Source organism: Pleomorphochaeta sp. (genome assembly GCF_050031695.1).
Classification (GTDB): domain Bacteria; phylum Spirochaetota; class Spirochaetia; order Sphaerochaetales; family Sphaerochaetaceae; genus Pleomorphochaeta.
The window spans coordinates 1-19655 of sequence record NZ_JBNAIC010000035.1 but is presented as its reverse complement, the minus strand read 5'-3'; the positions used below and the strand labels follow the sequence as shown (position 1 = coordinate 19655).

Genomic DNA, 19655 nt, shown 5'->3' with positions numbered 1-19655 from the left:
TTAGATTAATTTTTAGTATATAAAACCTATCTCAACGAATTGAGATTTGAAATTTATATGTTTATTAATTTCTGTTTAGAAAAGAAAATATTTAGTTTTTATTAATTTATTTCTTTTGGTGGCGTAGGTCTTACTTGGGGTAATGAATTTAATTTATATTGCCAATGAAAAGAAGATGCTTCATCAGCATTATTTTCAGGTGGACCGTCTAAATCAAAAGGTAAATTTGAGGTAAAAACACTGTCTATTAATATTCCATCTGTTTTAAATCTTTCAACTGAATATTGAACCCAATCTCTATCAAAAGGGCATCTAAATATTTCATAAATATGTAAATTTAATATTTTCCAATTATCATTTTCACAAATAAAAGTTCCTTCATATTTTTGCCATACCCATTCTGCTCTATATGCATTTCCATTGTTATCTTTTGAGGTTAATAAAGCTTTTTCTTCAAGAGTGGCTGGAGGATTTTCTCCTAGTTCTCCTGCATCCGTTTCTGTTCCAATAGCTGTCCATATAGCATGAGCTTTATTATTTTCTATATCTATTTCAATAACAGGTGTATTTAAAGTATAAACAGATAATTTCCCTTTTATTATATCTTTTTCATAAAAGGTACTAATTTTTTTTATTCCTTTAAATATACCTGATGCACACCATTCAAGGGTTGCATTATGGCTATTTTGAGCCCATAACTCTTTTGTAATAGCTTGTGTGTTTCCTGCAGTATAATAATATTGGTAACTCCCCATTAAATTTTCTATTTTAGATCTTGCTGAAAGAATATTTATTTTTTTATTCATTTCATCAATTTTATTTTTTATATTTAAATCGTTATTCATTTTAATTATCCTTCAATTATTTCGATTGCAGCAGGTGAGGGAATATGGATTTTATTATTAGTATAATCTAAACTTTTATTTTCATAGTTGATTGTATGTATGCATACTTCATCTGATTGTTGTAATGCAGTAATAACTATTTTCCCATCTGCTGAGATATTAAAATCTCTTGGACATTCTCCAGGTAATTCTATAGAATTTTCAAATTTTAATTGTCCTTCTTTTCCAATTGAAAAGATTGAAATAGAATTTGTGTTTCTAATTCCTGCTAATAATAGTTTCCCATTTGGTGTAATTTTTATAGCAGAAGTTCCAAAATCCATATTTTTATCAAAAACTTCTAAAGCTGTAACTTTTTGTATTTTTCTAATTTTATTTGATTCTTCTAAATATTCTAAAACAAATATTTCCCCAGTTTTTTGTAGCATTGTGTATATATATTTGTCAAAGCTTGTAAAACTTCTTACAAATACTTTATTACCATAATTATATTGTGTTAATTTTTTGCCCGTTAAAGGATTAATTACGATAAAAGAGCTAGAAGCTACTGACATATAGGCTAGGAATTTGCCATTATTAATTAAATTTACATCATGAATTGCATGAAGCCATTCTTTAGGTTTTAACTCTGTAATTGTTCTTACAAGTTGATTAATACTTCCATCAGAATTTAAAGAAAAAATGGATATAGATCCACCAAAAAAATTAGCTACATATAAATGTTTATTTTCTTTATCAACATTTATACTACAAGGTCTTTGTCCATTTGTGGGCATTCCATTCAATAAAGATAGACTCCCATCTTTATTTATTTTATAAGCGTTAACTCCACCTGAAGCATACCCTTTATATGTCATTCCTTCTTCAACTGCATATAAATAATTATTGTCATTACTTAATGCGAGTGCACCTGCATTATAATTGCTTTGTGTGCATTTTATATTAGGATATAATGTTTTTTTAGGTATTTTTAAAGTATATATTCCTTCACTGTTTCTAGTTGAATTAGTACCAATAAATGCAGTGTAATTTAACATTTAGAACTCTCTTTGATAAACTTAATTTTGTATAAATAAATAATCATTGTTATTAAAAGGCTTAAGATTATTAAATTTAATAATAAAACAGTTATTTCGCTTGAATTAGTAAGCAAGTTGTTATGTTTAGTTATAAAAATTATCTTTAGAATAATGGATAGAGTTATTGAAATAATGCCGATTATTGATCCTATTTTTAAAAAAAGAATTGATTCATTGTACTCGTTTTTACTCATTTTTCGTTTATTGATTATATTTTTAAAACTTCCCATTATTAATAGTATAAGAGGGATAATAAATAACAACGGAGGAGCTGATACATAGTTTATATAACTACTTTCAGTTTTGATTGTAATACTAAAAAAATAAAGAATTATTACTAATAAAACATTTATAAAAAATAAAATTTTCTGTGTTTTCCATTTTTTATCTTTCATATCATGGATATAATAATCACCATAATATTTTAATACTTTTTTAGTACCTTTGCCATTTTCTTTAACAACTTCTTCCATTTTGTAATCATTAAAATACTTTTCAGCTATTGGTCGCATACTCTATTCCCTTTTATAAATAATGATATATTAATTCAGCTATGATTATAACTGAACTAATATATCTATTTGAATATTTTAATAAATTATTCTACAGGATGAACATTAGTTAAGACTGACCATCCACGAACATCATATACAATGCCTTCTATGCTCTTAGAATGAGCATCAAAACGAGCTACACTTTGTACACCAATTAATACATTATTATCAAGAACAAATTGTTGAAGTTCAGCATATAATTTAGCTGCTACTTCTTCATCAGTTGTAACTTTGATTTGATCAATTAATTTATGTAATTCTGCTTCATTTTTACCGTTATACTGTGAACCACCTTTAGCTAATGCATAAGAAAGACGACTATCAATATAATCAAGAATTAATAATGGATCCCAGTTATCTAATTCAGAGAAAACTATTTCGAAATCACCTTCAAATAAATATCCTAAATATGTTGCTATATCTGTAACTTGTACTTCTAGATCAATATAGATTTGAGAAATCATATTTTGAAGTAGTGTGCCTTCGGTATCTTTAAATGGTGCTACTAGTGAAAGTTTAAGTCTATTTTTATCATTATATCCTGATTCTTCCATTAATTTCTTAGCTTTCTCAACATCTAATTCTGGTACATCACATTCTGTATAATAAGGAGAACCTTGACCTAAAATTGAATATGCTACTTTTGAATACCCACCGTAATCAGTTTGGTTAAAAGCATTTCTGTTAACTACTAATGCAATAGCTTCTCTAACATTATCATCTTGGAAAGCAGGTACTGCATAGTTGAAAGCAATTGGGTTAATAGTGTTTTGTACTTTTTTAATACAAGTTAATCCATCAGTATTATCAATGTCATTTACTTGTGATCCTGCTAAATCTTGAGCGATATCTATATCTCCAGATTTTAATGAAAGGGCACGAGTTGCATTATCACTTAAGAATGTATGTTTAATATATTTGAAATATGGAAGTGCTTCTTTATTCCAATAATTATCATTTCTTTCTAATGTAATTGAAGTACCTTGTTTCCATTCTTTAACGGTATATTTACCAGAACCTACAGGTTCTCTTGATAATTTACTTAAGTCTTCATTAACATCTTCAAATGATTTAAGTGATAATAATGCATAGTGTGTAGATGCTATAACATTAACAAAACTTGGCCATGGTGCACTAAAGGCAATGACAATGTGTTGATCATCAACAATTTCTGTTGCTTCAGCATCATATTTAGAATAATAGTTTGATAGTGAATATTTTGATCCTTGTTCAAATGTAAAAGCTACATCTTTAGCTGTTAATTGCTCTCCATTAGAAAAATAAACATCATCTCTTAGTGTCATTGCTATATGTGTAGAGTCAAGCCATTCCCACTCTGTTGCAACACTTGGTTTTACAGTATTAGTACTATCATCCCATTCAACTAAAGTGTCATATAATGATGTATCAACTCTAGCATTGTCATTACCACCACTGTACTGTGGACAAAGGCTATTAGGCTCACTTCTGTTACCTACGTTTAAAGTGTCTTTTGCCTCTGTTTTTGTTGCAGCAGTTGTGACGCTCTTATTAGTATTGTCACTCTTTTGTTCAGTTTTGTTACTACAAGAGATTGAACTAAACATTATTGAAATTGACAAAATTGCAATAAATATACTCTTTTTCATAAATTACTCCTTTTTATGATTTTATTTCATATATATTATTTATTTCTTAAATAAATTCTTTTGATCTGTGACAAGAAACAAAATGATTCTTATCGATATCGATTAAATCGGGATTTTTACTATTTATACAAACATCTTTACTGTAGGAACAGCGAGAAATGAATCTACATTCATCTTTAACATTAATAGGAGAAGATAACTCTCCTTCTAATATTATTCTTTTAGGCCTATTTGTTAATGAAGGTACTGGAATAGCCGATAATAATGCTTTTGTATAAGGATGAACGGGTTTTTCAAATAATGTTTTTTTATCAGCTTTCTCAACAATCTTTCCTAAATACATAACACAAATTTCATCAGAGATATGTTTTACAACAGACATATCATGAGTGATAAAAATATAAGTTAATCCTAAATCTTTTTGTAAATCTTGCAATAAGTTCAGAACTTGTGCTTGTATTGAAACATCTAAAGCAGATACAGGTTCATCACAAACAATTAATTCTGGATTTAATGCTAAAGCTCGAGCTATACCGATTCTTTGACGTCTACCACCATCTAATTCATGGGGGTATCTATTAGAAAATCTATTTGCTAAACAAACTTTATCCATTAAAGCATTTACTTGATTATCTAAATCATTATTATTTTTAACTTTATTATAAATAATTAATGGCTCAGCGATTAATTCTTTAATTGACATTCTTGGATCTAATGATCCAAAAGGGTCTTGGAATATCATTTGCATATTAGGTTTAACTTTATGGAATTCTTTTTTACTATACTTTGCGATATCTTTTCCATTAAACTTAATCTGTCCGGAAGTAGGTTCAATTAATCTAATAATAGTTTTTCCTAGTGTTGATTTCCCACAACCAGATTCCCCAACAATACCTAAAGTTTTACCCTTTTCTAGATTAAAAGAAACATTATCTACTGCATGTAGAATCCCAGTATTAGTAATAAAGTATTTCTTTAAATTTTTTACTTCTAAAATATTCATATGGTTATTTCCTTATTTTACTAGAACATTTAACAAAATGATTAGGTTCAATTTCTATTAATTGTGGTTCATGATTTTTACAACTATCTTTTCTAAATTCACATCTTTCATAAAAACTACAATGATTAGGTAATGAAGTAGGGTCGATTATATCTCCTGGAATTGGACATAATCTATCAACATCTTTGTCTAAACTTGGAATTGAATTAAATAATCCAATTGTATATGGATGACATGGATTATTAAAAATTTGTTCAACAGTACCTGATTCAACTATTTCACCTGCGTAAACAATGATACATTTAGTACATATTTCAGCTACAATACCTAAATCATGAGTAATTAACATTACTCCCATTTGTCGCTCATTTTGCAAATTTTTTATTAAATCTAAAATTTGAGCTTGTATGGTTACATCAAGAGCTGTAGTTGGTTCATCAGCTATTAATAATCTAGGATTACATGCTAAAGCAATTGCTATTATTACACGTTGTTTCATACCACCAGATAATTGATGAGGAAAATCTTTATAGCGTTCTGCTCTAATTCCAACTATTTCTAACATATCAATAGCTTTTCTTTCACATTCAATCTTTGATAATTTTTCATGAATTTTGATAACTTCGCTAATTTGTTGTCCAATTGGAATTACAGGGTTTAAAGCTGTCATTGGATCTTGGAAAATCATACTGAGTTTTTTTCCTCTTATTTTTTCCATTTGTTTACGGCTTTTTTTACCTAAGTCGTCACCATTTATCTTTACAGTTCCTCTTATAACATGACTTGGTGGATAAGGTAATTGCTGCATTATCATTTTAGCTATAGTTGTCTTACCAGCTCCTGTTTCTCCAACAATACCTAAGCACTCACCCTTTTCAAGTTTAAAAGAAACTCCATTAACAGCTTCAACAACTCCTTCGTCTGTTTCATAGTGTATTACTAAATCCTCTACTTCTAATAAAGGAGAGTTTTGTCTATCTTTTATTTTCATAATTATCTCCTTATTTTAGTCTTGGATCTAATGCATCTCTTAATCCATCACCCAATAAATTAAAAGCTAATACAGCGAACATTATGCAAAGTCCTGGAAATAGAACTAAATATGGTGCACCTGTAATAAATTCTTTACCATTTGATAGCATTACACCCCATTCAGGAGTAGGCGGTAAAATACCAACACCTAAATAACTAAGCATTGAGATACAGAGGATCTCTACACCCATTAACATTACAATTTGAATAATTATTAAACCTATAGCGTTAGGAATAAGATGTTTAATCATAATTCTTACTTCACTAGCACCAATAGCTCTTGAAGATTCTATATAATCATCATTTACTACTGTAAATATTGCCGCTCTAAAACCTCTCGACATATTAGGAATAGCACCTATACTTAATCCTAAAATAAGAACAGACATTTTATTTCCTAAAACTGCAACAATTGCGATACTAAACATTAAGCCAGGAATTGAACCCCAAATATCTACAATTCTCATTATTATATTATCTACTCTTCCACCAAAATATGCAGAACATGTACCAATAATTCCACCAAATAAATTTGCAACAACTACAGCACATAAAGCAATAGGTAATGATATTCTTGTTGCATATATACATCTTGAAAATACATCTCTACCATATTTATCTGTACCAAAGAAATGTTGTAAACTAGGTTTTTGTACCATTGAATTATAATCATGTTGTGCATAATCATAAGGGATTATTAAAGGTGCAAAGATTACAAGAAGAAATAATAAAATTACCATTCCAAGCCCAATCATTGCTGTTCTATTTCGTCTTAATCTTTTCCAAGAGTCAGACATAGCACTAGTTTTCTTAAGTTCACCTTTTCGATTTAATCGTTTTTTATTAATTTTAATCATTTCTGGAGTTTCGTTTTTTGCCATGATTTACAAAGCCCCCTCTAAAGCTAATAATTTTTTTATTTCTTTTTTACTTACTTTTTTTTCTGTTAATGTAGTTTTTAGGCGAGGATCTACTGCAACGTATGCTAAATCTACTATTAGGTTAATAATTGTAAAGATAATAGCTATTACTAATATTCCACCTTCCATTGAGGCATAGTTTCTATTATTAATTGCTGTTGTTACATATGTACCAATACCAGGAAGTGCAAATACAGCTTCAATTGTAATATTCCCACCGAGTTGGTTACCAATGTTAATACCTATGCTAGATACAATAGGAATCAGTGCATTTCTAAGCATATGTTTCCAAATAACAACACTTTCTTTTTGACCTTTGGCTCTAGCAGTACCTATATAATCTTGTCTCATTATTTCTAATAGACTTGTTCTTGTGTATCTTACAAACATTGCAATACAAGCAAAACTTGCAACAAATATTGGTAAAATCCAACCAGAAATAGTGCTGATACCAGTAGTAGGCAGCCAATGAAGATTAACCGAAAATAGCATCATTAATAGTAAACCAAGCCAAAAACTCGGCATAGAAACGGCTAGCATTGAGAAAACTAATATTATATTATCTACCCACGTGTATTGCTTAATTGCCGAAAGAATGCCTAGCGGAACACCAATTAATAAACTGATTAGAACAGAAACTAAAGCTAATGTTAATGTAACTGGAATACGAGTTTTTATTTCTTCAGAAATTGAACAACCAGTACTATAAGAAACACCTAAATCGCCTTTAGTCATCACATTAGTTAGATAATTTGCCCATCTTTCTATAACAGGTTTATCTAAACCTAATTCAGCTCTTTTTGCTTCACGTACTTCTTGTGAAGCATTAATGCCTACTATTTGGTCAACTGGATCCCCCGGAGTGATTGCTGTAATAACAAATATTATTGTTATTACACCAATCATTATTGGAATTATCCATAAAATTCTTTTTATAATATAAGAAAACATAGAGATAAAATTCTCCTTTTACTCTTTCAAACTATTTAATTCTTTTTAATTTAATTACTTGATGATCAGGATTTGCTTTAGTTGGGAATAAGAAAATATCACCTTTGCTATTTCCAGAGATACCGTGAGCTTTAATATCACTATTAAAATATCCAACTTGTGCTTTAATATTGAAATCCATATCAAAAATAGTCATGTAACCAGCACGTCCAACTACATACATAAATTCACCATCAAAATGTAAATCAGAAGGTTGTCCTAGGTTGCCATGTAAATATGCAACAACATTTCCGTCTTTGTCAAAAACATTAACAGCATTGTTTTCTCTGTCGTTTGCCCAAACTCTTTCTTTAGAATCTGTTTCTACACCATGAACAAATAAGAATTTTCCAGGACCTGGGTTGTATGAATGATTTGGACCATTTACTGTATCACCCCAAGTACTTAGTAATTTACCATCTCTTGAAAAACAATGAACTGCACAGTTACCATAACCATCTCCAAAGTAAACTTTTCCATCATTTGTACAAGTTACAGATGTTGGCATGTTAAACGGTTCAGCACAATGAGTTATTCTTTTACCAGCTTCATGGAATTCCCATTTTTCACTTGTGAAATAACATTCAATTTCAGTTGGGAATTGAGTACCATATCTACGTTCTCTTTTCCAATAAAGATTATCTCTTCCTGAGTCGCTAGCTTTTCCTCTTTCTCCAAATACTTGAATTTCTTCACCTTCAAGAGACATTTCAACAGCACAATGGTTAGGAACATCTACTAAGATTAAAGTATTTTCTGGTGTTACACATCCAAAATGTAAACCTTTAATAAGACTTGTTTGAATGTCTCCTAAATATTCACCAGTTTCAGCATCATATTTTGCAATTCTACTAATTGCATCTCTCATAAATACATAAAGAATTCCATCAGCACTACAACAACCAGAGCCTACATATTCAAATTCCCAATCAGGATTAGGGAATTGAACAAAGTCAGGAATCATTTCAAAAGTAAAATCGCCATCAGTATAAATATTCTTGGCGTTTTTTGACGCAGATAAATCAATTTTTATGTCTTTCATAAACATACTCTCCATTTAATTAACATTCTTTATTTAAGGTTTGTTTTCCTTATACAAAAAATTATGAATGATTTTTCATATAAAATTACAATTTAATAACAACTTAATCTTAGGTATAATGTTTTATACTCAATTTACTTATTATTTCTTATCTTTAGAATCAGAAACTAAACAACAAAAAACCAAGTGAAATAATTGTTAAATTGTTGTTGTATCCAACACTAATAACTTGAGTATAACCTACTAATTCTAATAAAACAAGTTTTTTTTTAAATTTTTTTTATGCGTTTTTTTTGGAAAAAATGGGAGCTGTAAATATAATTGTCTCAACCAAAATGGCCTTATTCTTAGACAAAGAATAAGACTAAATTTGTATATTATTTTTGTTTTTTTAATTATTTATAGTTGATAAAAATAGTCTAATGCTGCTTTTTTACATGCTTCAATATGTAGTTTCATTTTTTCTTGAGCAATAGCTACTTCATTATTTAATAATAAATCTAAAATTTCTATATGTTCATTTTTTGCATCATGAATTTTAGTTTTATTTTGACCTGAAGAAATAATTATTCTAGTATTTTCATCAAATACTTTTTTCATCATTGATATTAAAAAATTATTATCACAATTATTTATTATGTATAGATGCATTTCCGTATCAAATCTGAAATCAACTTCTCCAAATTTTCCTAAGAATCCATCTTTGTAATATTGTAACTTTTCTTTAGAAAGATTATTACCAGCTAATTTTAATGTAATAGGTTCTATTTCTATTCTAGTTTGAAAAACTTGTCTAACCATAGCAAGTGTAACAGGTTGTACATATATTCCTTTTTTGGGAAGAGTTTTTATAAATCCTTCTTGCTCAATTCCATTTAATGCTTGTCTAATCGGTGTTCTACTAAAGTTTAATTCTTTTGATAATTGAGATTCATTTAAAAGTGATCCAGGTTTATAATCACAATTTATAATTTTATCTTTTATTATATTATATGCTAATGTTTTTAAATCTCTATTTTCCACAAATTACTCCTAAAGTTTAATATACTTTATGTTGTATTTATAAAGTATACAACAGGTATTCAAATTTTACAACCCTTAAATACATAATTCTATTATAATGACAGTATAGCAACTATTGTTTTGTTAGATATATTACTTACCATAAAATATATTATTAAATTTTTTTAAACTAATAAAGACTATCTATATTCAAGATAGTCTTTTTTTTATAATTATTAATTAAGTAATATTTATTTTGCTTCTAGTGCATGTATTTGATTTACTACGAAATTGTGAGTTGGAGTAGGGATTTGATGTTTTTCCCCTTCTTTTACTACTGCTCCACTTATAGTATCTACTTCAGTTTTTCTGCTATTTCTTATATCTGCACAAATAGATGTAACTCCTTTCGAAGCGTTTTTTATAACTGCATTTATTTCTTCCATCAATAATGCTTTATTTGCTTTTAAATTCAAAGAAGTAGCAACTGCAATTGATTCATCAAGTAATTGTTCAACCATATTCAATGCATTTTTACACTTTCCTAAATATCCTATTTCACATTGAAGTAATGCAGTAGTTGCGCTTAATGTGGTGTTTATAAATAGTTTATTCCAAATTAATTGATTAATATTTTTATGAAAATGTGTGTCAAATCCACTTTCATTAAACGAATTAATTAATTTTGAGAGAAAATCTTCGTTTACTTGATTTAAGAAACCAATATTAGTTTTACCCTTACCAGATCTTGCAATATGACCAAAATCAATAACTTTTCCAACGTCTTCAGTTGTTCCAATTATTATTTTATCTTCACTAACATAGTTCATTAATAAATCTTGGTGTCCTGCTCCGTTTTGTAGAGTCATTAAATATGTATTTTTACCAATAAGATTTTTATTTTGATCTAAAGCAGCTTTAGAATATATTGCTTTTACAAAAACTATTAATAAATCTACTTCTCCTATTTTTTCAGAGTTTATATATGCTTTTGGCTTATAAATATTTGTTTTATTTTCTTCATCGATTTTTAAACCATCTGAATTAATAATATTTACTACTTTTTCATTTGTATCTATTAAGGATACATCATTTTTTGATGATAACTTTCCGCCATATATGGAACCCATAGCTCCTGCACCGATTATCGCTATTTTCATTTAACTACCTTTGTTTATAATTGTTTCTCTAATTATTATTTCAGGAAACAATTGCATTTTTTTTGAAACATGCTTTTTATCGATTATATTAATAAGTGTTTGAGCTCCAAGTTGTCCCAATTCTCCCATTTTATTGTCTAACGAGGTTAGAGAAGGGGAGGTTATATTACAATAAGAGCTATTATTAATACCAATTATCCCTATTTCACTTGGTATATTTATATTATTATCATTCAATAATTTTATTACTAAGGTAGCTAAATAGTCATCAGAACATATTATAGAATCAATTTCAGTGTGTTTTTCTAAATATGTTAACACTTTAGATACTTGAGAGATATTGTTTTCATCTTTTAAAAAAAGTGTATTTTGTTTAAAATTAGATTCTTTAATTCCCTCTATATATCCTCTTAATTTTATTTTTGTACTAGGTGTATCCATCCAGCTTAAAAATAAAATGTTTTGATAACCATAATTTTTTAATAAAGTTACACTTTCTTTTACCCCTTGTTCTTCAGCGACTAATAGATTTGTAACATTATCATTTGGTAGAGTGCCGTTTAAAAATACAATTGGCCTGTCATTAAAATATTTATTTATACTTTTTTCAACTGTTTTATTTTGGAATATGGAACCTATAATTATTGCTCCATCAACTTGTCTTTGACTTAGTATCTCTATACTTGATTCCATTCTAGAAAAAGTAGTTCCTGCATTAATAATTAATGAGCAATAACCTTTTTCCAATAAATTAGTTTCAGTTTCATATGCTATTTCGGTATAGTGTGAATTTCTAATATCTGCTACTAATATTCCAATTAGATTAGATTTCTTTGTTGAAAGGCTTCTAGCCATTTCATTTAATTGGAAGTTGTTTTCATCTAATACTTTTTGTACTTTCTCTTTAGTTTTATTATTTACAGAAGATTTTCCATTGATAACTCTTGATACTGTACTCGCTGACACTCCAGCTTTTTCAGCTATTTCATAAATTGTCAATTTTATATCCTCCTCATTTATTTATGTAACCGATTTCAATAATATAAAAAAAATTTATATTTTTCAAGAAATTTTCTTTACATATTAGATTTTACTTGATAGTATTAATTGCAACCGGTTGCAACTTTGTTGAATATATCATTTATTTTTTTAGCTGTCAATAAAAATGCAATGCGCTGAGATTAATTATATAAGGAGAAAAGTAAATGTTATTAGAAAATACTAATATAAATATTATTGATTTATCAAAACATTTAGATCCAGAAACTGAAAGCAGAAGATGTAAAATTAGAAGATTTAACACAGGGGGGCCAATACCAGATTTCCATACTGATATGGATTTAACAACTCACTTAGGAACTCACGTAGAAACACCTTATCACCATGATGATAATTGGGCAGATGTATTAGAGTTACCAGTAACTCATTTTGTGGGTAGATGTGTTTATTTAAATTTAGAAAATTGTGAACCTAATCAACACATAACTGCAGCTGATTTAGATAAAGCTTCAAAAGGAAGAGTTCAAAAGGGTGATGTTGTTATTATTGATTCTCCTTATCAGATTCCACCTTTTACTAATCTAACCAATACTGAAGTAGATAAACGTCTATTTATTGGTGTTGAATCAGCTAATTGGTTTAAAGAAAAAGAAGTTAAATGTGTAGGTTTTGGAGATGGTGTATCTATTGAAAATTGTAATGAAGATGTAAAACCATTTCATGATATTTTAATGGAACAAAATATTACTTTTATCGAAGTATTAAAAAATCTTGATAAACTATCTCAAGAAGTATTCTTTATCGTATTCCAACCACTACCAATAAAAGGTATAGATTCCTCTCCTGTAAGAGTTATTGCAATTGAAAATTTACCTCCTTTTATTGATTAAAAAAAATTATTTTAGAATAAAAATATCCCTTGTGTTGCTTTATACAAAACAAGGGATTTTATTTTTTATATAGATTTTATTTTTTCATTTTTTCAGTAAAAAAATCATCAATTGATTTGTTTAACTTCATTTTTAATTCAAATGATATTAATTCTTTTTCGTTAAAACTTAAATCGAATTGGTCTCCATTTTCGATGAATAATGTCCAACACGGAGTGTTTAATACAGCTGCTATTTTTTCTATATTAGAAAATGAAGGAGCTTTTCTTCCGTTTTCAATTTCCGTGATGAAAGATGCTGAAACATCAATTTTTTTTGCTAATTCAGCTTGTGTTAATTTCATTTTTTTTCGCTTAATTTTTAAATTATTTGCAAAAATTGTCTTTAAATCTAAAGTGTTCTTCATTATCCTCTACTTTTTAATAAGATTGATCAGCTTTAGGAGAATAATGATCAAATTCCATTGAGAAATTACCTCTTCCTTGTGTAGTTGATCTAAGAGCTGTTGAATAACCAAACATTTTTGAAAGAGGACTTTCTGCACTTATGTGATCAGCATTAGGCTTAGAATCAATTTTATGAACTATTCCACCTCTTGATGTTAAGTTACCAATTACTTCACCAATATATTGGTTAGGTACTACTATTTCAACTTTCATAATTGGTTCCATTATAACAGGATTTGCACTTTGACAAATCTTATCAAAACACATTGATGCACAAGCTTCAAAAGCAAACTCACTTGCTGTTAATTCATCGTAGCCAATTTCAGTAACATTTACTTCAACATCACAAACTTCATAACCATATTTTATTCCGCTTAAGAAAGAATTAGTAATTCCTCTTTCAATAGCTGCTATAATTTTAGGATCTATTCCTCTTGTATTTGCACTAATATTGAATTTATTTCCAGATCTAATTGGTAAAGGTTTAACTTCAATACCAATTTTAGCATAATTTTCCTTATTAGCTATGACTCTATCAAATACTTCAGATCCAGAAGCCTCACTTGTAATACTTTCTCTAAATGATACTTGAGGGTTACCCACATGAGCTTCAATTTTCATTTCATCTTTTAATCTTGTAACTAAAACATCAAGATGTAATTCACCCATACCACTTATTACTAATTGGCCTGTTTCACTGTCATCTTTGTATGTAAAAGTTGGATCTTCCATAGATAATTGGATAAGAGCTTTTTTTAGTTTATCACTATCATCTTGAGAGTTTGGTTCAATAGCAATAGATATTACAGGTGTTGGGAAAGTCATTTTTTCTAATAATATCTTTTCACCTTCGCTTGATAATGTATCACCTGTTTGAACATCTTTAAATCCAACTATAACACCGATGTCCCCTGCTGTTAGTTCTGATAAATCTTCTCTTCTATCTGCATGCATTCTTAAGATTCTACCGATTCTAATTCTTTTTGATTTTGATACATTATAAATGTTAGTACCTTTTTTCAATTTACCTCGATAAACTCTAACATACGATAAAACACCAGCTTCTTTATCCATTTGTATTTTAAACAATAATGCTAAAGGTTGAGAATTCTCATCATGTAAAATTTGTACTTCAGTATCTTTTTTAATATTAATACCATACATGCTTGTCACATCTGATGGGCTAGGTAAAAAATCAATAACACCATCAAGAACAGGTTGAACACCTATATTTTTTAATGAAGAACCTACAAAAACAGGTAGTAATTCTCTTTTTAAGCAACCTTTTCTTATAGCATTTTTTAGTTTATCTGAAGAAATTTCTTCCTCATTAAAGAATAAATCCATAATTTCTTCATCAAAAGTTGATGCTTTATCAATTAAATTTTCTCTCCATTCATCAACTAAATCATTCATTTCAGATGGAATATCACTTTCGATTATGGTTTCACCAAAATCATTTTTATCAAATGTTAAATATTTTAAATTAATTAAATCAATAATACCATTAAAATCATTTTCACTACCAACAGGTATATAAAGAGGAACTGGATTTGCATCAAGTTTCTTTTCCATTTCTGTAACTACGTTATAGAAATTTGCACCTAATCTATCCATTTTATTAATGAATGCAATCCTTGGAACTTTATATGTGTCAGCTTGTCTCCAAACTGTTTCTGTTTGAGGCTCAACGCCTCCAACTGCACAGAAAACTGCAACAGCACCGTCTAGAACTCTAAGAGCTCTTTCAACTTCAGCTGTAAAGTCAACGTGGCCAGGAGTATCAATTATATTTACTTGGTGATCTTTCCAGTAACAAGTAGTAGCAGCACTTACAATGGTTATTCCTCTATTTTGTTCTTGTTCCATCCAGTCCATAGTAGCATTACCATTATCGACTTCTCCAATTTTATGATTTTCACCACTGTAGTATAGTATTCTTTCTGTTGTTGTAGTTTTACCAGCATCAATGTGTGCCATAATACCAATATTTCTTGTTTTATTTGCAATCATAACTTTTCAAACGTAAAAACGTTTATGCTCCTAAATCTTATTTATTTTTTATATATTATATATTGTTAAAATCTTTGATAGAGTAACAAAAAAATGTTATCTTTTCAATTAGTTAATTTATTGTATGAACAATAAAAAAAGAGCTTAATTTAATAATCAAGCTCTTGAATAATGTTAAATGAAATTTATGTCCATTGAGATTTTAATGTTTTTATTTCTTCAATAGCTTCGCTTTCCCCATCAGTGTGATAAGGCCATGCATTATATTTAGCAATAGCGTAATTTAATAGCATAACAGCTTCTTGTCTATCACTCATTTTATTTAGGGCAACGGATGAATAATAAGGGATGGTAGATCCTTTATCTTTGCCTTCATAATATGCATATTTTTCATAATTATTATCTAGGCTTTTCCACTTAGAATTCATTGATTTAATATCTTTACTTCTTTTGCTTTTACTCCAATTTCTTTCGTATAGAGCTTCAGCTAATGCTTTATAATGGTTAGGGTAGATTTGAGCTTCGGGGATTGTATCTACAGCAATTCTATAATATGAAATACCAAATGTTTTATTTCCAAAAGAAATAAAGCCTCCTGGTACTGTTGTGTAAAGCGCTCCTAATACATACCATGTTTCTGTTGAATTTAATTCATTAAAATCATCTAATATGATTTTTAAATCAGCTCTCATATCGCTTGCAGCTGCTAAAGATTTTAAAACGCCTTTTGTTTGCCCAATTCTACCAATATTACTAGATTTCCACAAATGAGCCATTGCATTATCATATAAATCTATTGATTTATTTGAATATTCTAAACCTAAATTATAATATTCAAGTTTTTGGCTATCTTTTTCAGCATCATCACCCAAACTTACTTGATTTCTTGAAAGTCTCCAATAAATCTCAGCTTTATCTTGGTTTGATGAAGCGTTTTTTAATTCATCTTGTAATAATGATTCTAATTTGTCTATTTCATCTTCGATGTATAGATTGTCCGCACGATTGAAATTAATAGCACTAAAAAGATTAACGTTAATAAAAATAAAGGCTACTAAAAATATGTAAAATTTTCTCATTTTTACCCCCTAATATTTATAGTAAAGGGGAAATACATATTTATCAAGAAATTTTATAATAGCTTTTTTAGTTTGTTCATTTTGTTATTTAATGGGGGCTTCCTTAATTTTAAGTCAATTAGTGTGCTTTTTTTCACTATAGATTTATTGTGTGTGAACGTTTCATAACCTTTTTTACCATGGTAGCTACCCATACCACTTTCTCCAATTCCTCCAAATGGCATATTTGGATTAGCAAGATGGATTATGCAATCATTAATACATCCACCCCCAAAACTTAAATTATTGTTAAAGAATTCAATTTGTTTAGAATTATGTGTAAATATGTATGAAGCTAAAGGTTTAGGTTTTGATTTAATAAAGGATACAGCTTCATTAAAATTTCCTACCTTTATTACTGGTAGAATAGGTCCAAATATTTCATCTTGCATTAATGGGCTTTCAAAATCAACATTTACTAATATGGCTGGGGAGATTTTTCTTGTTTCTGGATCTAAATATCCACCATAAGACAATGTTCCGTCATCTAATAAATGAGTTAATCTATTAAAGTGTTTTTCGTTTATTATTTTTCCATATTCTTTGTTGTATAGTGGATTATCGCCATACATGTTTATTATTTCATTTTTAATTGCTAATAATAATTTTTGATATACTTTTTGGTGACATAAAACATAATCAGGAGCGACGCATGTTTGCCCTACATTTAAAAACTTACCCCAAACTAATCTAGATGCAGTTACTTTGATATTTGCACTTGAATCAACATAAACTGGAGATTTTCCACCTAATTCTAAAACAATAGGTGTTAAAAATTCAGCAGCTTTTTTCATAACAATTTTACCAACAGTTTTGCTACCTGTAAAAAAGATAAAATCAAATTTATGGTCAAGTAATTCTTGATTAATTTTAGATCCCCCTAGAATTACTTCAACATAGTCTCTGCTAAAAATAGAATTTAACATGTTTTTTAAAACAATCGATGTGTTTTCACTATATCTAGATGGTTTGATAATTGCTGTATTTCCACCAGCAATAGCTGATACAAGAGGGGATAATGTTAAAAGTAAAGGATAGTTCCAAGGACTCATTATAAGAGTATTTCCTAAAGGTTCATTTATTATGTAACTTTTAGATGGAAAATGCATAATAGGAGTTTTGACTTTTTTCTTTTTCATTAATGATTTAAGATTTTTAATAAGGTACTTAATTTCATGATTAACAATAGCAATTTCACTCATATAGGATTCTTCACTAGATTTTCCTAAATCTTTGTATAAAGCTTCCATTATTGGTTTTTCCCAAGTGTAAAGGGCAGAACTTAATCTCCTTAATTTATCTAGGCGGAAGCTGTATGAAAGTGTATTACCTTGTAAAAAGTATTTTTTTTGTGTATTAACAATAGTATCAATATTAATCATTAATTATCCTTTAAAAATAAAAATCCAAAACAAAATTAGTCTTGGATTTTGAATGAATCAATTAAATAAAGAAATTTAGAAAAATTATAGAGTTAGTTCTTGTTCTAATAATTTTTCATATGCAAAAATATCTTCATTATATTGATATAATGTTTTAATATTTTGTAAACCTAAGTATCTAGCAGTGATTCTGCAATCATATGTAGTATCTAATTCTTTATTAAAGCGATTAAGCATATTCCAAGATCTTCCATCTAATGATTGATTGCTTGTTGTAACCATTGTCATTGAGATGTGATAATCTTTATCATATAAAGCTTTTTCAAATAAAGCATTTTGACTTATTTTAGGATGTTTAGGATGAAACGTTTCATCTGGATAATTTACAAAATCTTTGATTACTTGATCTGGGATTGTGTAATTAGCAGGTAAAAAATAAGTAGCTAAAAGAATAATATGTTTTTCACTTTCGCAATGAAGCAAAGTTGTAAAAAATTTCTGAGGACAGACGAATCTTAATTTATCTAGTGGGTAATCAGAAACTGTATCAATGCAGTTTTCTACAAACCAACTTGATAGAAAAACATCATAGTCTACTCTAGGTTTTTCTTTGTGTTTGTCAAACATTTCTTCTTCAATCATTTGATATAATTGAGTTGTTGTCATAAGTATCTCCTAAACAATTATACTTTATATAATATAACAAGTGTGTCTAAGTTTCAATATTAGAAAAATAAATATTATGGAATCTATTTAATTTAATTAAAATAGTTAATTACACTAAACATGATTTAAGTTATAAATATAAAACACTATAAAATATTGATAGTTATATGTTTGAATATGCAATAGAAACAATTGTATATATTTATTGTTTGTTATGGCAAGAGCAATTAGTTTTTATCTTTAAAAATACCAACTTTTTTATCTTTATAAACTTTACCAGCTTCAAAAACTTTACCGTTCATACAAATATATATACCTGGAGGTAATAATTGAACAGCTATTTGTGCACAGCCCAAATTATATACAGCATCACTGTCTTTAAGGGAATATGGTACCATAGCTCCTGTAAATACTACAGTATGGGTATCGTCTTTATCTTGGAGTTCTTTTGCAAGTTCTGCAGTAACACTCATTGTATCTGTACCGTGTATTACCAAAACTTTTTCTTCAAGACTGTTGAAAATACTTTTCACAATTTCTTTTCTTTCTTGTTCATTCATATATAATGAATCAATAGCTATTGGGCATTCTAATGTAATATTAGTTGTACATCTTGAATCCTTTAAAATTTTAGGTAATTGTGATTCAACAAAAGTTAGTTGACCTTCAATAGGGTTGTACTGTTTATCAAAAGTTCCACCAGTTGTAATTATTCTAATCTCTGATTTCATTTTAACCTCCATAACAAAAAAAATCCAGTTCTACTGAACTGGATACATCTCCTACGAGAGTCGAACTCGTGTTGCCGGGATGAAAACCCGGTGTCCTAACCACTAGACGAAGGAGACATTAAAAAGTTGAGCTGCAAAGGATTTGAACCTTTGAC

At 28.4% G+C, this 19655-nt stretch carries 19 protein-coding genes and 1 tRNA gene; 1 reads left to right on the top strand and 19 read right to left on the bottom strand.

Annotated features, from left to right (window positions below; all coding sequences use genetic code 11):
• Positions 1 to 101: 101 nt before the first annotated feature.
• The 12 genes from ACPKM0_RS06355 to ACPKM0_RS06300 form a co-directional block, all read right to left on the bottom strand.
• Entirely contained in the window at positions 102 to 845 is a 744-nt protein-coding gene (locus tag ACPKM0_RS06355; RefSeq protein ID WP_472474387.1) for a nuclear transport factor 2 family protein, read from the bottom strand.
• Positions 846 to 850: 5 nt separating this feature from the next.
• Entirely contained in the window at positions 851 to 1882 is a 1032-nt protein-coding gene (locus ACPKM0_RS06350) for a lactonase family protein (protein WP_472474385.1), read from the bottom strand.
• The gene (locus ACPKM0_RS06345; RefSeq protein ID WP_472474383.1) at positions 1876 to 2436 is read right to left on the bottom strand and encodes a hypothetical protein; all 561 of its coding nucleotides are present in this window, start codon (positions 2434 to 2436) and stop codon (positions 1876 to 1878) included. Before ACPKM0_RS06345 ends, ACPKM0_RS06350 begins: the two co-directional genes overlap by 7 nt.
• Positions 2437 to 2522: 86 nt before the next feature.
• Positions 2523 to 4106 (bottom strand): ABC transporter substrate-binding protein, encoded by a 1584-nt coding sequence (locus tag ACPKM0_RS06340; protein WP_472474381.1) that lies wholly within the window; start codon positions 4104 to 4106, stop codon positions 2523 to 2525.
• Positions 4107 to 4152: 46 nt separating this feature from the next.
• Positions 4153 to 5109, bottom strand: a complete 957-nt coding sequence (locus ACPKM0_RS06335) for an ABC transporter ATP-binding protein (RefSeq protein WP_472474379.1) — start codon at positions 5107 to 5109, stop codon at positions 4153 to 4155.
• Between the two features lie 4 nt (positions 5110 to 5113).
• The gene (locus ACPKM0_RS06330; RefSeq protein WP_472474377.1) at positions 5114 to 6100 is read right to left on the bottom strand and encodes an ABC transporter ATP-binding protein; all 987 of its coding nucleotides are present in this window, start codon (positions 6098 to 6100) and stop codon (positions 5114 to 5116) included.
• Positions 6101 to 6110: 10 nt separating this feature from the next.
• Positions 6111 to 7022, bottom strand: a complete 912-nt coding sequence (locus ACPKM0_RS06325; protein WP_472474375.1) for an ABC transporter permease — start codon at positions 7020 to 7022, stop codon at positions 6111 to 6113.
• Between the two features lie 3 nt (positions 7023 to 7025).
• Positions 7026 to 8012: an ABC transporter permease gene (locus ACPKM0_RS06320; RefSeq protein ID WP_472474373.1), complete on the bottom strand. Its 987-nt coding sequence runs from the start codon at positions 8010 to 8012 to the stop codon at positions 7026 to 7028.
• Positions 8013 to 8043: 31 nt separating this feature from the next.
• Positions 8044 to 9093, bottom strand: a complete 1050-nt coding sequence (locus ACPKM0_RS06315; RefSeq protein ID WP_472474371.1) for an NHL repeat-containing protein — start codon at positions 9091 to 9093, stop codon at positions 8044 to 8046.
• Between the two features lie 399 nt (positions 9094 to 9492).
• Positions 9493 to 10116 (bottom strand): GntR family transcriptional regulator, encoded by a 624-nt coding sequence (locus tag ACPKM0_RS06310; protein WP_472474370.1) that lies wholly within the window; start codon positions 10114 to 10116, stop codon positions 9493 to 9495.
• A gap of 230 nt (positions 10117 to 10346) precedes the next feature.
• Positions 10347 to 11255 (bottom strand): ketopantoate reductase family protein, encoded by a 909-nt coding sequence (locus ACPKM0_RS06305; RefSeq protein WP_472474368.1) that lies wholly within the window; start codon positions 11253 to 11255, stop codon positions 10347 to 10349.
• Complete coding sequence (locus ACPKM0_RS06300) at positions 11256 to 12254, bottom strand: LacI family DNA-binding transcriptional regulator (RefSeq protein WP_472474366.1); 999 nt, start codon at positions 12252 to 12254, stop codon at positions 11256 to 11258.
• 206 nt (positions 12255 to 12460) lie between these two features.
• On the opposite strand from ACPKM0_RS06300, the gene ACPKM0_RS06295 reads away from it, so the two are divergent.
• Complete coding sequence (locus ACPKM0_RS06295) at positions 12461 to 13144, top strand: cyclase family protein (RefSeq protein WP_472474364.1); 684 nt, start codon at positions 12461 to 12463, stop codon at positions 13142 to 13144.
• Between the two features lie 76 nt (positions 13145 to 13220).
• On the opposite strand, the gene ACPKM0_RS06290 is transcribed toward ACPKM0_RS06295, so the two are convergent.
• From ACPKM0_RS06290 to ACPKM0_RS06260, 7 genes are all read right to left on the bottom strand, one after another.
• Positions 13221 to 13550 (bottom strand): helix-turn-helix domain-containing protein, encoded by a 330-nt coding sequence (locus ACPKM0_RS06290; protein WP_472474362.1) that lies wholly within the window; start codon positions 13548 to 13550, stop codon positions 13221 to 13223.
• A gap of 13 nt (positions 13551 to 13563) precedes the next feature.
• On the bottom strand, positions 13564 to 15603 hold the full coding sequence (fusA, locus tag ACPKM0_RS06285) for an elongation factor G (protein ID WP_472474360.1): 2040 nt from the start codon (positions 15601 to 15603) through the stop codon (positions 13564 to 13566).
• 185 nt (positions 15604 to 15788) lie between these two features.
• Positions 15789 to 16682 carry a hypothetical protein gene (locus tag ACPKM0_RS06280; RefSeq protein ID WP_472474358.1) on the bottom strand — a complete coding sequence of 298 codons (894 nt, stop codon included), beginning with the start codon at positions 16680 to 16682 and terminating at the stop codon, positions 15789 to 15791.
• 53 nt (positions 16683 to 16735) lie between these two features.
• A complete protein-coding gene (locus ACPKM0_RS06275; protein WP_472474356.1) occupies positions 16736 to 18103 on the bottom strand; it encodes an aldehyde dehydrogenase in 1368 nt (455 codons plus the stop codon).
• 84 nt (positions 18104 to 18187) lie between these two features.
• The gene (locus tag ACPKM0_RS06270; RefSeq protein WP_472474354.1) at positions 18188 to 18769 is read right to left on the bottom strand and encodes a hypothetical protein; all 582 of its coding nucleotides are present in this window, start codon (positions 18767 to 18769) and stop codon (positions 18188 to 18190) included.
• A gap of 227 nt (positions 18770 to 18996) precedes the next feature.
• Positions 18997 to 19500, bottom strand: a complete 504-nt coding sequence (locus ACPKM0_RS06265; RefSeq protein ID WP_472474352.1) for an asparaginase domain-containing protein — start codon at positions 19498 to 19500, stop codon at positions 18997 to 18999.
• A gap of 45 nt (positions 19501 to 19545) precedes the next feature.
• Positions 19546 to 19617: transfer RNA gene (locus tag ACPKM0_RS06260), tRNA-Glu, on the bottom strand.
• Positions 19618 to 19655 lie beyond the last annotated feature (38 nt).

Bases quoted from the DNA above. Each gene is read 5' to 3' on its own strand.
- ACPKM0_RS06355 (WP_472474387.1), bottom strand. From the start codon at position 845: ATGAATAACGATTTAAATATAAAAAATAAAATTGATGAAATGAATAAA.
- ACPKM0_RS06330 (WP_472474377.1), bottom strand. From the start codon at position 6,100: ATGAAAATAAAAGATAGACAAAACTCTCCTTTATTAGAAGTAGAGGAT.
- ACPKM0_RS06345 (WP_472474383.1), bottom strand. From the start codon at position 2,436: ATGCGACCAATAGCTGAAAAGTATTTTAATGATTACAAAATGGAAGAA.
- ACPKM0_RS06340 (WP_472474381.1), bottom strand. From the start codon at position 4,106: ATGAAAAAGAGTATATTTATTGCAATTTTGTCAATTTCAATAATGTTT.
- ACPKM0_RS06335 (WP_472474379.1), bottom strand. From the start codon at position 5,109: ATGAATATTTTAGAAGTAAAAAATTTAAAGAAATACTTTATTACTAAT.
- ACPKM0_RS06325 (WP_472474375.1), bottom strand. From the start codon at position 7,022: ATGGCAAAAAACGAAACTCCAGAAATGATTAAAATTAATAAAAAACGA.
- ACPKM0_RS06315 (WP_472474371.1), bottom strand. From the start codon at position 9,093: ATGAAAGACATAAAAATTGATTTATCTGCGTCAAAAAACGCCAAGAAT.
- ACPKM0_RS06290 (WP_472474362.1), bottom strand. From the start codon at position 13,550: ATGAAGAACACTTTAGATTTAAAGACAATTTTTGCAAATAATTTAAAA.
- fusA (WP_472474360.1), bottom strand. From the start codon at position 15,603: ATGATTGCAAATAAAACAAGAAATATTGGTATTATGGCACACATTGAT.
- ACPKM0_RS06280 (WP_472474358.1), bottom strand. From the start codon at position 16,682: ATGAGAAAATTTTACATATTTTTAGTAGCCTTTATTTTTATTAACGTT.
- ACPKM0_RS06275 (WP_472474356.1), bottom strand. From the start codon at position 18,103: ATGATTAATATTGATACTATTGTTAATACACAAAAAAAATACTTTTTA.
- ACPKM0_RS06265 (WP_472474352.1), bottom strand. From the start codon at position 19,500: ATGAAATCAGAGATTAGAATAATTACAACTGGTGGAACTTTTGATAAA.
- ACPKM0_RS06350 (WP_472474385.1), bottom strand. From the start codon at position 1,882: ATGTTAAATTACACTGCATTTATTGGTACTAATTCAACTAGAAACAGT.
- ACPKM0_RS06305 (WP_472474368.1), bottom strand. From the start codon at position 11,255: ATGAAAATAGCGATAATCGGTGCAGGAGCTATGGGTTCCATATATGGC.
- ACPKM0_RS06295 (WP_472474364.1), top strand. From the start codon at position 12,461: ATGTTATTAGAAAATACTAATATAAATATTATTGATTTATCAAAACAT.
- ACPKM0_RS06320 (WP_472474373.1), bottom strand. From the start codon at position 8,012: ATGTTTTCTTATATTATAAAAAGAATTTTATGGATAATTCCAATAATG.
- ACPKM0_RS06270 (WP_472474354.1), bottom strand. From the start codon at position 18,769: ATGACAACAACTCAATTATATCAAATGATTGAAGAAGAAATGTTTGAC.